The organism is Vibrio sp. OPT24 (assembly GCF_015163545.1).
In the GTDB taxonomy this organism is placed as follows: domain Bacteria; phylum Pseudomonadota; class Gammaproteobacteria; order Enterobacterales; family Vibrionaceae; genus Vibrio; species Vibrio cyclitrophicus.
The window spans coordinates 70,808-85,395 of record NZ_JADDYI010000048.1 but is presented as its reverse complement, the minus strand read 5'-3'; the positions used below and the strand labels follow the sequence as shown (position 1 = coordinate 85,395).

Genomic DNA, 14,588 nt, shown 5'->3' with positions numbered 1-14,588 from the left:
AAGGTGCGATTGTTAACGTGATGTTGGGGTAATCAATTCGGAACAATGTAATTAATTAAATCATTGAATTTTAATAAATAACTTTGATTAAAAAGCATACTTTTTCCATATGGAAATTATATTTATAGATTTAGAAAAAGTTAGCGATGTAATTCAACGCAGGTTTTAAGGTTTTCATCCCAATAGGTCGGTGATCCGATATGGTCTTTAATAAATTCAATCACCGCGGAAAGCTTCTTCGGCATATTCTTGCGGCTAGGGTATACGGCATAGAAAGGCATCAACTGGCTCGCTCGCCATTCCGGTAAAACTTGGATGAGCTTGCCCGTTCTAAACTCTTCCTTCACTAAATATGTGGCTAGATAAGCTACGCCCCACCCTGAAACTGCCGCATCCCGTACTGCTTCAGCCAAATCCACAGAATAATCACCCGCTACTTTAACGCTAAGGTTCTCTTGCCCGTTATCAAACGCCCAAGATGTGTAATCTCGCTCTCGGCTACGATAGATAAGGCAGTTATGGTCAATCAGGTCAGAAGGCACATGTGGAGTCCCTGCTTTAATTAGATAGTCAGGAGATGCAGCCACCACAAACTGACTGTCTGCCAATCGCTGCGCAATATAACCTTCGGGCAAATCTTCGTTATTGGTGATCCAGAGATCCAATCGCTCTTCAATCATATCTACCTTGTAGTCAAACAAGTGGACCTCGATTCTCAGCTGAGGATAAAGTTGTCTGAGCTGATCAATCGCAGGAATGATATGCAGTGTGCCAAATGACTGTGAAAGTCCCACTCGCAATATCCCAGAGATATCATCTCGTTGGCTGTCCATGTCCATTTGAGCCGCTTTGACAGTATTGAACAGCTGCTCACAGTGCTGATAGAACACTTCCCCAGCTTCGGTCAGCGTTAGGCTACGTGTGGTTCTTTGTACCAGCTTGATACCTATCGAATCTTCGAGCAAAGCAACTTGCTTACTGATGTGAGACACCGACACATTCAAACTTTTTGCAGCACTGGTAAAGCCTTCATGCTTGATTAACGCATGGAATATCACCATCTGTGCGGCTCTATCTGTTAGCACAAGGCCACCTTCTTAAATCTCTGAAATATAAAATCGGATAAAACAAAAAGGACTCCGAAGAGTCCTTTAGTTCGTTCGGCCTATACTAGGCTAAATGCTATTCAAGGCGACCTTAGGTCGATTAATCAAACTTAATTCTGTCTGCTAGGTGGCTAACTGCTAACGCAAAGTAGTAAGAACGATTCCACTTCATTAACACATTGTAGTTGTTGTAAATGAGGTACGAACGACCAGTTTCATCATCAGGCATAATCAGCCAAGCTTTGATGTCTTCGTCTAGCTTAGGTAGCGCGCGACCATCGAAACGCGTAATACCAAGTTCAGACCACTCTTCTAGATATTTCGCTTTGTCCTCATCACGACCTTGCATCTCTATTGATACCGTTGATGGCACGTGAACCTGACGACCCCAGGTATATTGCTCATCCCAACCTGATTGGCTGAGATAATTAGCCGCCGAAGCAAACACATCTTCTTCAGTACCCCAAATATCTTTCTTGCCATCACCACTGCCATCAGCGGCGTAAGCTAAAAATGAGCTTGGCATAAACTGAGGTTGACCCATAGCACCAGCCCAAGAGCCTTTCATGTCTTTGGGTGCTATATGTCCTTGGTCGAGAATCGTTAGTGCCGCCATAGCTTCTTTACGGAAGAAAGCTTCTCTGCGTCCTTCATAAGCCATGGTCGTCAATGCATCGATAACGCTGTAATTCCCCGTGAACTTACCAAAATTACTCTCTACGCCCCATAACGCGACAATGAACCTTGGTTGAACGCCATACTCATCGCCAATACGCTTTAACGCTTGGTAATGCTCTTTATAAAGCGCTCGCGCCTGCTTCACTTTCCAATCTGGCACTGCTCTTGGAATGTACTCATCCAGAGTCAGTTTTTTCTCAGGCTGATTTTTGTCGGCTTTCACGGCTCTTGGCTTAAACGTCACACCATCAAAGGCTTCTTCAATGATCGCTTCGGAAATGCCTTCTTCACGGCCTTGTTGCTTTAGTTTTTCTACATATTGCTCAAAGCTCAACTCTTCAGCTTGTACTGAGCTAATGGCCAAGCTATTACCCAATAATAACGCCGACACTGCCAATATGGTTTTTGAAAATTTACTCAACGATCACTCCTCCCTGAATTGAGGTGGCTATCACTCTTCGTCTTGAACTTTTTGTTGCGATTTACGCTCTTTATGAAGCTCAAGCTCATTAACCGGTGGTGGCGGAACCTGCAAAAAGAAACCATCGGTATTCAGTGACTCTCTCACTTTATCGATGTTCACTTGAGCCAGTTTACGACCATCCATTTTAATTACCATTACAAAACTAGGTTTACCAAACATTTGCATCAATGCGTCAGGAACTTGTGAGAAATCATCCTTCTTAGGGATATAAAGGTATGTTCCTTCTTTCTTTGAACTTTTATATATAGAACACAGCATGACAAACCTTTTTTAATTGTTTATGACTACAAAACTCTCACTTGCGAGATCAATAGTTTATGTTGGGGAAATATTGAGAACAAAACGTTCATTTGACAACAAGATTACTTGCTGTGCTTGGTTTGGGAATATAACATGATAAACCTAGTTTCAGGCAATGCCCTTTATTTTATTGATAAAGAAATTGTACCCATTCGCTATTGAGGTCCTGTAGTTTTTCGATGTCTAGTAACCCAGATCTAAAAGGTAGCAGTTTTACGCTATCTGTATTGCACTTATCCGATGATCAAGTCGAAAATGCAGTGTCTTTTCTTCAAGAGAAGGTAGACCAAGCACCTACGTTTTTCGCTGCTGCGCCCGTTGTTATCAACATCAGTAAAGTCGCAGGCGATATCGACTTTATTCGACTGAAAAGCGGTATCTCTCAAGCGGGCATGATCCCGGTTGGCGTGGCTGGCTGTTCTGATAAGCGTATGCAAAACCTAGCGAAAGAAGCTGGCTTTGCTGTTATGACAGCAAGCAAGTCTCCCTCTCAAGCTCCGGCGAAAATGGCTCCGATAAAAGTGGTGAGAACACCGATTCGTTCAGGCCAACAGGTGTATGCAAAAGATGGCGATCTATTAATCCTAAGTCATGTAAGCGCCGGAGCAGAAGTGATAGCCGATGGCAGCATCCATATTCATGGCACTTTACGAGGCCGTGCTATTGCAGGTGCAAGTGGTCAAACTGAAGCAAAAATAATTTGTAATGATTTACAAGCCGAGCTGGTTTCCATTGCTGGAAATTACTGGCTCAGCGATCAAATTGATAGCGAGTACTGGCAGAAGAAAACCATGTTCAGTATGGCAAACGATGTATTAAACGTTGATGTCCTCGCAATATAAGAGAAATAAAAGGAAAACAGAATGGCACGCATTATCGTTGTAACGTCAGGTAAAGGCGGGGTAGGCAAAACAACCTCCAGTGCAGCTATAGCCTCGGGTTTGGCTTTAAAAGGAAAGAAAACCGCAGTTATCGACTTTGATATCGGTCTGCGTAACCTAGATTTAATCATGGGTTGTGAGCGTCGTGTTGTTTACGACTTCGTTAACGTTATCAATGGTGAAGCGACGCTGAACCAAGCGATGATCAAAGACAAGCGCACGGAAAACCTGTTCATTCTTCCTGCGTCTCAAACTCGTGATAAAGACGCACTGACGAAAGATGGTGTTCGTCGTGTATTTGATGAACTGGATGAAATGGGCTTTGATTTCATCATCTGTGATTCTCCGGCAGGTATCGAGCAAGGTGCTCTGATGGCGTTGTACTTCGCTGACGAAGCGATTGTTACGACTAACCCAGAAGTTTCTTCTGTACGCGATTCAGACCGTATTCTAGGTATTCTTGACTCTAAATCTCGTCGTTCAGAAGACGGCTTAGAACCAGTGAAAACGCACCTTCTACTGACTCGCTACAACCCAGCACGTGTGACTCAAGGTGAGATGCTAAGTGTAGAAGACGTTGAAGAAATTCTGCACATATCTCTACTGGGTGTAATTCCAGAGAGCCAAGCGGTATTGAACGCATCGAACAAAGGTGTGCCCGTTATCTTTGACGAAGCAACCGATGCAGGCATGGCTTACAATGATACTGTAGAACGACTACTGGGTAACCAAGTAGACTTCCGTTTCTTAACGGAGCAGAAGAAAGGCATCTTCAAAAGACTGTTCGGGGGCTAATACGCAATGTCATTATTAGAGTTTTTTAGACCACAGAAAAAGACAACCGCAAACCTAGCCAAAGAGCGTTTGCAGATCATTGTTGCAGAGCGACGTAGCCATGACGACCCAGCACCGTCATACTTACCACAACTAAAAGAAGACATCTTGAAGTGTATTGCAAAGTACGTTGAGGTGGATCCTTCAATGGTTGATCTAACGTTCGAACACAAAGATGACGACATTTCAGTATTAGAGCTGAATGTTAAACTTCCAGAAGAAGATCGATAAGTAGAGCTAGAGCCGTGCTTATCAATACTCAATAAAAAAGAGAGCCTAGGCTCTCTTTTTTGTATCTACATTTATAGTTGTAGTTCGCTTAAACTTGGGAGCAATAAACGGTTATTTGATCGCTTTGTTAAGCTTCTCGCCAACCACTTCTAAACGCCAGCCTTGCATAACATCAGGCAATTTCTCAGGGTTACGGTCATGTTTCCAAACCCAGCTCAACACTTGATTTAGTTGCTTCTTGGATGCTAAAAATTCCGTTGCTAAACCACTGTGTTGCGATGCCGTTTTCACTTCGTCTTTCAACACTTTGAATACTTGCTTGTAGCCTGGATAGTCCATTAAGCGTTCTACTGGTGCTGGGTACTCTTCTTCTGGAGTATGCTCAGCTAACTTAACGATTGAACTGATTTTAGCACCATGGCGGCGTACAGAGCGGTAATCAAAACCTTCTTGCTCCATTTGCTTGGGATCTTTCATCGAAAAACGCGCCACGGCCCACAAGTCTTGCTCTTTGAATACAAAGTTCAACGCTAAATCGCGCTTAATCGCTTCTTTTAAACGCCAAGTTGCAAGGGGTCTTAAGATAGCGAGCTGCTTAGGCTTTAACTGCCACGCACCCTTAATATCAAGGTAAGCGCTGTCAGGGTTTGCTTTACGGATACGCTTAGCCACTTGTAAATCAGACTCTTGTTGAGCCGCTTCCCACCAGCCTGCTTCCATCACTTTTTCTAGAAGCTTGTTGTACATAGGCATTAGGTAATGAACGTCTGCCGCAGCATAGTCGAGCTGTTTTTGAGAAAGCGGACGAGCTAGCCAATCAGTGCGAGATTCACTCTTGTCTAAATCAACACCGACAAACTCTGAAACCAAGGCAGCAAAGCCAGTTGATAAGCCATGACCTAAAAAAGCCGCCATGATCTGAGTATCGACCATTGGAGTTGGCGTGCAACCAAATGCGTTCTGGAATACTTCTAAATCTTCACCGCAAGCATGCAGCACTTTTAGGACAGAAGCATCTTTTAACAACCCTACAAACGGTGTCATTTCACCAAGAGCAATAGGGTCAATCAGTGACAGCGTTTCACCATCAAATAACTGAATCAAGCCTAATTGAGGGTAATAGGTTCTTGTACGAACAAACTCCGTATCAAGCATAACGACATCGGCTTCACGTGCTTGTTGGCAAACTCGCTCAAGGTCTTTCAATTGGGTAATGATTTGATAATCCACAAAAACTCTCACTGGTTTTACTTTGATCGCCGGATACAAAAATGCCGACATTAACTGTCGGCATTCTAACACCATTTTTCGGCGCTCGCTTAGATTAAGCACTTCGATGGTTTCTGGTGCGATGGCTACTCGAAAATTAGCTCGTTACTCGCTTGCGCGTTTAGCAAGCTCAGCATCATTCTCTTCACGTAATACACGGCGCAAAATCTTACCGACATTGGTTTTCGGTAACTCTTCACGGAACTCAATCAATTTAGGGATCTTGTAGCCAGTTAGGTGTTCACGACAGTGCGCGATAATGTCTTCTTTGGTTAGGCTAGGATCACGTTTTACCACGTAAATCTTAACCAGCTCACCAGACACCTCATGAGGTTGGCCGATAGCCGCTACTTCTAACACTTTACCATGCAGAGCCACTACGTCTTCAATCTCGTTCGGGTAGACGTTAAATCCAGACACAAGAATCATGTCTTTCTTACGGTCAACGATGTATAGCAAGCCTTCTTCGTCAAACTTAACGATGTCACCTGTCGATAACCAACCGTCTTGATCGATCACCTCTTTGGTCGCTTCTGGGCGTTGCCAGTAACCTTGCATCACTTGAGGACCACGAACTTGCAATTCACCCACTTGATCATTGGCAATTACTTTACCTTCATCATCAATGATACGAACTTCCGTCGATGGTACAGGCAAGCCGATTGCACCCGTGTAGTCTTTCAAGTCATAAGGATTACCCGTAACCAAAGGAGCACACTCGGTTAAACCATAACCTTCCAGCAAGTGAATACCTGTCACTTTCTTCCATTGTTCAGCAACAGCACGTTGAACCGCCATACCGCCACCAACAGACAAGCGTAAGTTACTGAAATCTAGCTCGTGGAAATCTTCGTTGTTTACTAGTGCATTGAACAGCGTGTTTACGCCTGTAATCGCAGTAAATGGGACCTTTTGTAGCTCTTTGATGAAACCAGGAATATCGCGAGGGTTAGTAATAAGCAGGTTTCGACCACCCATCTCAACAAACAATAAACAGTTCACAGTCAGCGCGAATACGTGGTATAGCGGCAAAGCTGTTACCACCAGTTCTCGGCCTTCTTGCAATACAGGGCCGTATGCCCCTTTCGCTTGAAGTACGTTCGCAATCATATTGCGATGCGTTAGGATTGCGCCTTTCGCTACGCCCGTTGTGCCACCCGTGTACTGTAGGAACGCGATGTCATCACCCGCCATAAACGGCTTCACATATTGCAGACGACGGCCTTTGTGCAGCGCTTTTCGAAACGAGATAGCACCCGGCAGATCATACTTAGGTACCATACCTTTTACGTATTTCACAACGAAGTCGACAATTGTTCCTTTAGCACGCGGCAGCATTTGCCCTAGACTGGTTAGAACAACGTGTTTAACTGGAGTGTTGTCCACCACTTTTTCTAGCGTACTCGCAAAGTTAGATACGATCACAATCGCCTTTGCACCAGAATCGTTCAGTTGATGTTCAAGTTCACGAGGCGTATACAGCGGGTTGACGTTCACTGCAATCATACCTGCACGCAATACACCAAAGAGTGCAATTGGGTATTGCAGCAGGTTTGGCATCATAAGTGCGACACGATCGCCTTTCTTCAGTTTCAGATCATTCTGCAGGTAAGCAGCAAAAGCACGACTGCGCTCTTCAAGCTTACGGAATGTCATGATAGACCCCATGTTCTCGAATGCCGGTTGGTCTGCGTACTTCTGTACCGACTGTTCGAACATTTCAATAAGAGATGGGTACTGATCTGGGTTGATCGTTTCTGGTACGTCACTTGGATAACGTGAAAGCCAAGGTTTATCCACGATGTTACTCCTCGTTTATCAGCTGACGACTGCTCGCCGCTATTTATCATTGCGGTATTACAGCACAGCTTTAGTGCATGAGCACTAAAAGGCTCAAACACTTGTTTAAATTTTGTTAACTACACCAAGAATTAGCTCTGAAACTAGCTCTGGGCTCTCTAAATGACAATGATGTCCGCCAGGAATAGTCTCTATATGCAGAGAACTATGGGCTGATTTGTAGCGATTATGCTGCAAATGTCGGAATCCATCATTCCCTAAAACTATTAATTGAGGGCATTCAATAGCCGCCATGATCACTTCAGCATGCGTCTGTGACATACGATACAACGAGTCACATTTTAGGTTAGGGTCGCATCGCCATTGCCAAGAATTCTCGAACTCGGCAATACCTCGCTCAACAATAGGAGCAATAAGTTCTGCTTTAATTTGATTGGCGTGAACTCTCAGCTTAATAGCATCCTCAAGGCTTGCTAGAGGACGTGAAGGCTTTCTTCGCTGTCGAAGACGACTGAGTACCCCTTCCCTCAAGCGAGAGACTGTTTCGTGGGGAGCTTCTGAAAGAGGTCCGTGACCTTCAATTTGAATTAATCCTGACACCTTTTCAGGAAAGGCGGCACTATAGCAACTTGCGATCAATGCACCAAGTGAATGTCCTACTAGTACCAGTCTGTTTGGCGATAATTTAGTCACCAACTGATGCAAATCATCGATATAGTCGTGAAATGGGTAGTAACTGCCTGACTTATGAGATGAAAAGCCATGACCAAAGAGGTCAATCGCAACCAGATGAGAATTTGGTGAAAGTACTTGTAGATTCGATATAACAGAAGAAAAGCTCGCTGAGTTATCAAGCCACCCATGAATAAAAACGACCGTCGTTGCGGTCGTTTTTGGGTTACCAATCTGCTGTGTTGCAAGTGTTCCACTTGCAAGGGAGTATGACTTTTCAATCATATACGGTTTGTTTTCCCTGTTTTGATGTATCCATAAATCTTAACCAACTCTGCCTATTCGACGTCTTTAATTACGCGGCCTTGTCTTGGCATCGTTTGGAAACTACGACAATGTAAGCTGCGACATGAATAATAGGTAGGAGCAAAGTCGTTCACAACCACTCTCTCTGTAATTTGCCACAAGCGTTGGTTATATACATTCATGACTGGGAAGGTATAAGGATAATCACCAATGGTGCTATCTTCTGAGCCATTTGATGTGCCAACTAAAGTAACCAATCGGCCTTCAGCAAAGCTCAATGGTTCAACATAACCATCAATGTACGCAACAAAACGCCCTTTTGGCTCGGCATCTAGATCAGGTTTTCCGTTACTTGAGATCGCCATATTAACCACTTCAACACGCGTCTTATCTTTCAAGTTAGTTACTTTGGCAATCACACCACCTAAGCGAACATCGCCCGCATCCGGTAGGGTGTTTACCCATTCCTGATAATTGGTAACCACTTGTTCTGAGTTTGCATTAAGTTCTTTTGGAAGCGATGAGCACCCCATCACCATCGAAGAGAAAGCAACAAGGAAAAATAAGCGAGATTTAGAAATGAGAGAAAACATAATGCTGGTCCTTGGAACAGGAGAAATAAGAGCGCAAAGCTAGATATAAATATCGACCCCAATAAGCTTCGCAAGTTCCTCTTTTTTAGCTTGATTCATCACATCCATATACTCTTCCATCGCACGTCGTCCACGTCCTTCAGGAAGATCATATTGAACCTGAGCTTTGTGAATCTCAGATTCTTTAACTTGGCGAATCGAATGCGAGACAGCATTCGCGACCCTAGTTGGCTGACCAACTGAGGTTTTTGCATCGCCTTTTTTTACCTCATTCTTTTTATTGGTTCGATTGGTTTTGGATGTATTGCCTATCGAAGAAGGAGGTAAGCCGTTTATTGAAACCATGCTTGAAGAGTTTTATACCTGACTTTAGTGATCTGACTTTAGTGATCTGACTTTAGTGATCTGAATTATGAGTTTATCATGGCTCTACAAGATATGTTGCAGAGCCAAACAGTACCTATTTACTCACGACCTGGCAGCTTTTTCCACGTCACTTTATCACGAAGATAAACAGGCTCAGACTCTTCTGCTGCAACCGCTTTACCGTCTGCGTAAGCAAACTGAGCAAGGAACGCCATATCTTGAGCTTCTGGGAACAGCACTTCACACGCTTTGGTGTTGATCGCTAGTGTGTCCATATGCTCTGCATACGCTTCCCACCCTGTGCCGACTTTTGCCCATGTCTCAGAATCCGCTTCAAGCTGCGCAGCTAATTCGCTTGGTGGTGTAACACACTCAGCATCAACTGCAGTCCAACGACCATCTTGTTCACGGCTGTAACGAGCCCAGTACACTTCACTCATGCGAGCATCAATCGCTGTTGCTACGTGCGTTTCACCAAATTTACGGTAGCTACCCTGCGCCATCGCTGCCAATGTAGACACACCGATCATCGGTAAATCAGCACCAAAAGCCAAGCCTTGAGCAATACCGATACCAATACGCACACCCGTGAAACTGCCTGGGCCTTGGCCAAACGCGATTGCGTCGATATCGGTTAAAGCGACATTCGCTTCTTTCAGTACTTCATCAACCATAGGTAGAATTTTTTTCGTATGGTCTCGAGGAGCCTCTTCGCTACGTGCGAACACCTGGTCACCCATTACTAGTGCAACTGAACAGTTTTCAGTTGCGGTATCTACTGCAAGAATTTTCGCGCTCATTCGTGTCTCAAATATTCGTTATCTAATCTAAAAATAATGGCTAAGCTCAACAATGCTAATTACTCAGCAGCGGTTGAATGGTCTTTAGCTAAGAATTCTTTAATAATCCCTAAGTCACGGGTACGTGGGATAGGCGGTAAACTCGCCAAAAATATGCCACCGTAATCGCGAGTCACCAAGCGGTTATCGCAAATAATCAAAGCGCCATTGTCGCGTTTATCACGTATCAAACGGCCAACACCTTGTTTCAAGGTAATTACAGCGTCTGGCAACTGCACCTGTGCAAAAGGATCACCCCCTTTTAACTTACAGTCTTCGATTCGAGCCTTTAATAAAGGATCATCAGGGGCTGTAAAGGGCAATTTATCGATGATAACACAGCTTAATGCGTCGCCCCTAACATCTATCCCTTCCCAGAAAGCGCCAGTGGCTACCAGCAATGCGTTACCTAATTCCATGAATTCGGCTAAGGTTTTTTGTTTACTTGTCTCACCTTGTAGCAGAACTGGAACCGAGAGCGTTTCACGGAATCTTTCGCCTAGCTCTTTCATCATGCTGTGAGAGGTACACAAGAAGAAACAGCGACCTTGGTTTTGCTCAATCACAGGGGTCAACATTCTTACTAGCTTATCCGCTAAGCCGGGACTATTTGGTTCGGGTAGATAGCGAGGCACACACAAACGCGCCTGATTTGGATAGTCAAACGGGCTTGGCAGTGAAAACTGTGCTGACGGTTTTAACCCGAGTCGAGAGGTGAAATGGTCGAAATCGTCCGACACAGCCAAAGTTGCTGAGGTAAACACCCATGCTCCCGGTTTAAGCTCGATTTGTTCGTGGAATTTATCCGCGACCGACAATGGTGTGATGTGTAAAGCAAAGTGGCGTGGCGTGGTGTCATACCAATAGGAATAACCGGTAATCGACACATCACATACACGTTCGATACGCGACTTAATCATCGTTGCACGCTCAAAAGCCGTATCTAATAACTGACTTCGCCCCAGTGCCAATTTCAATACATCGACCGCAAGCTGCAACGCATCTTGTAAACGTACTAGCTCTCTTGCAATCGACTCTGACTTCAATGCTTCACGCCAGTTACCACGAAAGCCGGTATCACCGAGTACGATACGCAGATCAGCTGACGATTGAACGAGTCTATCCCCTACTTTCTGCAGCTGACGCATGTCTTTAGCTTCAGTTCGGTAAGCGATTTCAATGTCTTTGGCTAGCTCCTGGATCTGTCGACTAGAAACCGATTGCCCGAAATACTGACTGGCGATATCAGGAAGTTGGTGCGCTTCATCGAAAATAAACACATCGGCTTCAGGTATCAGTTCACCAAATCCGGTTTCTTTAATCGCTAAATCCGCTAAGAACAAGTGGTGGTTCACTACAACAACATCAGAGTCCATCGCTTTTTTACGCGCCTTAAGCACGAAGCAATCAGTGTAGCTTGGGCACTCTTTACCTAAGCAGTTATCATTAGTTGAGGTAATAGTCGGGATAACAGGGCTGTCTTCAGCGATATCATCACAATCACCCAAATCACCCGTCTGAGTGGATGACGACCAACTACGAACTTTTACCAATTGCGCTAGTAGTGTTGGATCAGTATGAGTGCCATGACTCTCTATCATTTGGCGGCTCAACCTATCCAAACATAAATAGTTTGAACGACCTTTCAGCAAAGCAACCTGACCATAAAAACCAAGCGCATCGACCATCAATGGTAAGTCACGATGAAATAGCTGTTCTTGAAGGTTTTTTGACCCCGTACTAATAATGGTTTTCTTACCACTAAGCAGTGCCGGTACTAGATAAGCAAACGTCTTACCGGTACCCGTCCCTGCCTCAACAACTAATTGGCTTTGTTGTTGAATTGCTTGTGAGACCGCTTCAGCCATGTCTAACTGAGCTTGTCGTGGTTGAAACCCTGGAATCGCTTTACCCAGAGCACCATCAGCAGAAAACGTTTTAGATATCATAGAGTACGAGGCTTGGAAAAATAGAAGGCGAATTATGTCAGGTTTAGTGAGCCGGTGCGAATCAAGAATGACTTCGCGCCGGAGGTATTTGGTTTCGTTTGATTTGGTTTAAGCGACCTAATAGGTAACGACCAGAGAAGTAGTAATCAAAGAATCGTTTTCATTTTCGGCTAAGATAACGCGACAACCAAGAAGCACCTTCGAAATGGTTATCACAAGGTTGGATGGCTTTTACTGCATCGAATGGTGAAGTCTTACTTTCCCACATTTCATCTAGAATATTACCGTCTAACTCGGTACCTCTCACCAATGAATTCACTCGCTTGCAGTACAATTTTTTTGCTAGTAACTCTTTATCCATAAGTATCACCTCTATTTTTACCGCGGCAAGAATTACCTCGGTTGAAGTTCAAATGCGTACTAAGGTCAAAACTATAAAAACTAAGCTTCTGCCTTTATTACTATCTAAAAACGGATATTTCTACATAAAGCAATTGTTCAAACCGATAAATGAACAGCAGAATTTGTTGAAACCAACTCGATAATAGATTAATTATAACGGTTATATTGCGGCTCAGTTCACCGTTCGGCGGCCTGCATTTAATTTGAATAATAAAAATATTTCATGGAAGTAAGATGCAAATGGAAAGAAAAACGTTACTCACACACTGTACTGACGCCCCTGGCCTCATCTCAAAGATCACCAACATTTGTTACAAGCACCAACTCAATATTATCCACAACAATGAATTTGTAGATAATACAAGTGGTCACTTTTTCATGCGTACCGAGTTAGAAGGGTATTTCAATGATGAAACTCTGCTTGCTGATTTAGACCAAGCTCTACCAGAAAACACAAAACGTAAACTTGTAGATTCGTCTCGCAAACGTGTTGTTATCTTGGTGACAAAAGAAGCACACTGCCTTGGCGATATTCTGATGAAAAATTTCGATGGTAGCTTAGATGTTGATATCGCGGCCGTTGTCGGTAACTACGATACGCTACAAAGCCTAACTGAACGTTTTGACATCCCATATCACCATGTTTCTCATGAAGGGCTAAATCGCCAAGAGCATGAGAAGAAGATGCTTGAAGTTATTGATCAATATGAGGCGGATTACCTTGTACTTGCGAAGTACATGCGTGTGTTGACTCCGGGATTTGTTGAAAAATACAACCATAAGATAATCAACATTCACCACAGCTTCTTGCCAGCTTTCATTGGTGCTAAGCCATACCAACAAGCCTACGAGCGTGGTGTTAAGATCATTGGTGCTACGGCGCACTTTGTAACGAACGATCTCGATGAAGGTCCAATCATTAAGCAAGATGTTATCCCTGTGGATCACAACTTCAGCGCGAAAGACATGGCACAAGCTGGTCGTGACGTAGAAAAGAATGTATTGAGCAAAGCCTTGAACAAAGTGGTCAACGATCATGTATTTGTTTATGGTAACAAAACAGTGATTCTGTAAGCCGAATATTAATTAGCTTCCCAATCAGAAATAAAAACGCGCAATAGGGTTAACCCCATTGCGCGTTTTTTGTATCTAAATCTCAGGTTGGCTTAAGATATTCCCAGTAAATCCCTACTCAAATTCAGCTTGTTCAGACTCAACAATCTTCTTCAAAGTGTGTGGATGCAGCTTGATGCAAATCCCTTGATGCTTGAATGCAACGGTTGGGTTATTCAAACGTTCACCCTCGCCTTTCGGACTAGAGAGTTTTACCTTAACACCGTGCTCCGACAAAGTGTCAAAGTTAGCAGCAAACAGCGGGTAGGTTTCTTTAAGATCCGCTAAATACTCATCGGCGGTTTGCGCGTGAGAAGGAATCACAAACTCTACGTGCTCCCAATCTTGGCTAGGGTAGCTCTTGCCTTCCGCAGGATATGGCAGCTCTAAGCATTCAATTCTCCAGCCTAGGCTTTGTAATGGCTCATCAAAAGCCAACACCACAATGGGACGACCGTTGATCATAGCTTCTGAAATCGTCGAACCATATTCAGACCATGCATGATGCGCAGATTTTGCTAATTCAGTTTTATTGATTCGAAGCGCAATATGATCCGCTTGAGCAAAGCTTAAATCTAAACCTAAGATATTTCCTAGGTTCTCGATTTTTGCCATAAAGGTATCAAGGCGTGCGATCATTTGTTGTGGTTCTAGTTCAGCTTGCTTCAGGCTCATCGTCATCGTCTATATTCTCCAAATAATGGCTGCATGTTATCAGTTTTGCTTCCATCAACAAGCCTTGCTTTGCCAAAAAACACTCAGCGA

General features: G+C 43.9%; 16 protein-coding genes. 4 read left to right on the top strand and 12 right to left on the bottom strand.

Annotated elements, in window-relative coordinates; all coding sequences use genetic code 11:
- Positions 1 to 140 precede the first annotated feature (140 nt).
- The 3 genes from IQO02_RS10250 to IQO02_RS10240 form a co-directional block, all read right to left on the bottom strand.
- Positions 141 to 1,061 (bottom strand): LysR family transcriptional regulator, encoded by a 921-nt coding sequence (locus tag IQO02_RS10250; RefSeq protein ID WP_016789605.1) that lies wholly within the window; start codon positions 1,059 to 1,061, stop codon positions 141 to 143.
- Between the two features lie 145 nt (positions 1,062 to 1,206).
- Positions 1,207 to 2,205: a lytic murein transglycosylase gene (locus IQO02_RS10245; protein ID WP_016792469.1), complete on the bottom strand. Its 999-nt coding sequence runs from the start codon at positions 2,203 to 2,205 to the stop codon at positions 1,207 to 1,209.
- Positions 2,206 to 2,235: 30 nt separating this feature from the next.
- Positions 2,236 to 2,526: a YcgL domain-containing protein gene (locus IQO02_RS10240; RefSeq protein ID WP_010436854.1), complete on the bottom strand. Its 291-nt coding sequence runs from the start codon at positions 2,524 to 2,526 to the stop codon at positions 2,236 to 2,238.
- Between the two features lie 221 nt (positions 2,527 to 2,747).
- Here IQO02_RS10240 and minC point away from each other — a divergent pair, with 221 nt between their 5' ends.
- The 3 genes from minC to minE are packed head-to-tail and all read left to right on the top strand — an operon-like array spanning position 2,748 to position 4,514.
- Positions 2,748 to 3,410 carry a septum site-determining protein MinC gene (gene minC / locus IQO02_RS10235; protein ID WP_010436851.1) on the top strand — a complete coding sequence of 221 codons (663 nt, stop codon included), beginning with the start codon at positions 2,748 to 2,750 and terminating at the stop codon, positions 3,408 to 3,410.
- A gap of 21 nt (positions 3,411 to 3,431) precedes the next feature.
- Positions 3,432 to 4,244, top strand: coding sequence for a septum site-determining protein MinD (minD, locus tag IQO02_RS10230; protein ID WP_010436849.1), 813 nt, complete (start codon positions 3,432 to 3,434; stop codon positions 4,242 to 4,244).
- Positions 4,245 to 4,250: 6 nt separating this feature from the next.
- Entirely contained in the window at positions 4,251 to 4,514 is a 264-nt protein-coding gene (gene minE, locus IQO02_RS10225) for a cell division topological specificity factor MinE (RefSeq protein WP_010436847.1), read from the top strand.
- Positions 4,515 to 4,625: 111 nt separating this feature from the next.
- On the opposite strand, the gene rnd is transcribed toward minE, so the two are convergent.
- The 8 genes from rnd to IQO02_RS10185 all read right to left on the bottom strand — a co-directional run bounded on the left by rnd (position 4,626) and on the right by IQO02_RS10185 (position 12,669).
- Entirely contained in the window at positions 4,626 to 5,744 is a 1,119-nt protein-coding gene (gene rnd / locus IQO02_RS10220) for a ribonuclease D (protein WP_010436844.1), read from the bottom strand.
- 144 nt (positions 5,745 to 5,888) lie between these two features.
- Positions 5,889 to 7,583, bottom strand: a complete 1,695-nt coding sequence (gene fadD, locus IQO02_RS10215; RefSeq protein ID WP_010436843.1) for a long-chain-fatty-acid--CoA ligase FadD — start codon at positions 7,581 to 7,583, stop codon at positions 5,889 to 5,891.
- 105 nt (positions 7,584 to 7,688) lie between these two features.
- Entirely contained in the window at positions 7,689 to 8,540 is an 852-nt protein-coding gene (locus tag IQO02_RS10210) for an alpha/beta fold hydrolase (RefSeq protein ID WP_010436841.1), read from the bottom strand.
- Positions 8,541 to 8,593: 53 nt separating this feature from the next.
- Positions 8,594 to 9,154, bottom strand: a complete 561-nt coding sequence (locus IQO02_RS10205) for a Slp family lipoprotein (RefSeq protein ID WP_010436838.1) — start codon at positions 9,152 to 9,154, stop codon at positions 8,594 to 8,596.
- Between the two features lie 39 nt (positions 9,155 to 9,193).
- Positions 9,194 to 9,499: a hypothetical protein gene (locus tag IQO02_RS10200; RefSeq protein WP_010436836.1), complete on the bottom strand. Its 306-nt coding sequence runs from the start codon at positions 9,497 to 9,499 to the stop codon at positions 9,194 to 9,196.
- 119 nt (positions 9,500 to 9,618) lie between these two features.
- Positions 9,619 to 10,320, bottom strand: coding sequence for a tRNA (adenosine(37)-N6)-threonylcarbamoyltransferase complex dimerization subunit type 1 TsaB (tsaB, locus tag IQO02_RS10195; protein WP_016783789.1), 702 nt, complete (start codon positions 10,318 to 10,320; stop codon positions 9,619 to 9,621).
- Positions 10,321 to 10,379: 59 nt separating this feature from the next.
- Positions 10,380 to 12,308, bottom strand: coding sequence for an ATP-dependent DNA helicase (locus tag IQO02_RS10190; protein ID WP_016767494.1), 1,929 nt, complete (start codon positions 12,306 to 12,308; stop codon positions 10,380 to 10,382).
- Between the two features lie 160 nt (positions 12,309 to 12,468).
- Complete coding sequence (locus IQO02_RS10185; RefSeq protein WP_010436827.1) at positions 12,469 to 12,669, bottom strand: hypothetical protein; 201 nt, start codon at positions 12,667 to 12,669, stop codon at positions 12,469 to 12,471.
- A 281-nt stretch (positions 12,670 to 12,950) separates the two neighbouring features.
- Between IQO02_RS10185 and purU the strand changes: the two genes are divergently transcribed.
- Positions 12,951 to 13,784 (top strand): formyltetrahydrofolate deformylase, encoded by an 834-nt coding sequence (gene purU, locus IQO02_RS10180; protein ID WP_010436824.1) that lies wholly within the window; start codon positions 12,951 to 12,953, stop codon positions 13,782 to 13,784.
- Between the two features lie 114 nt (positions 13,785 to 13,898).
- Here the strand turns inward: purU and IQO02_RS10175 are convergent, their stop codons facing one another.
- On the bottom strand, positions 13,899 to 14,504 hold the full coding sequence (locus IQO02_RS10175) for a VOC family protein (protein WP_010436821.1): 606 nt from the start codon (positions 14,502 to 14,504) through the stop codon (positions 13,899 to 13,901).
- Positions 14,505 to 14,588 lie beyond the last annotated feature (84 nt).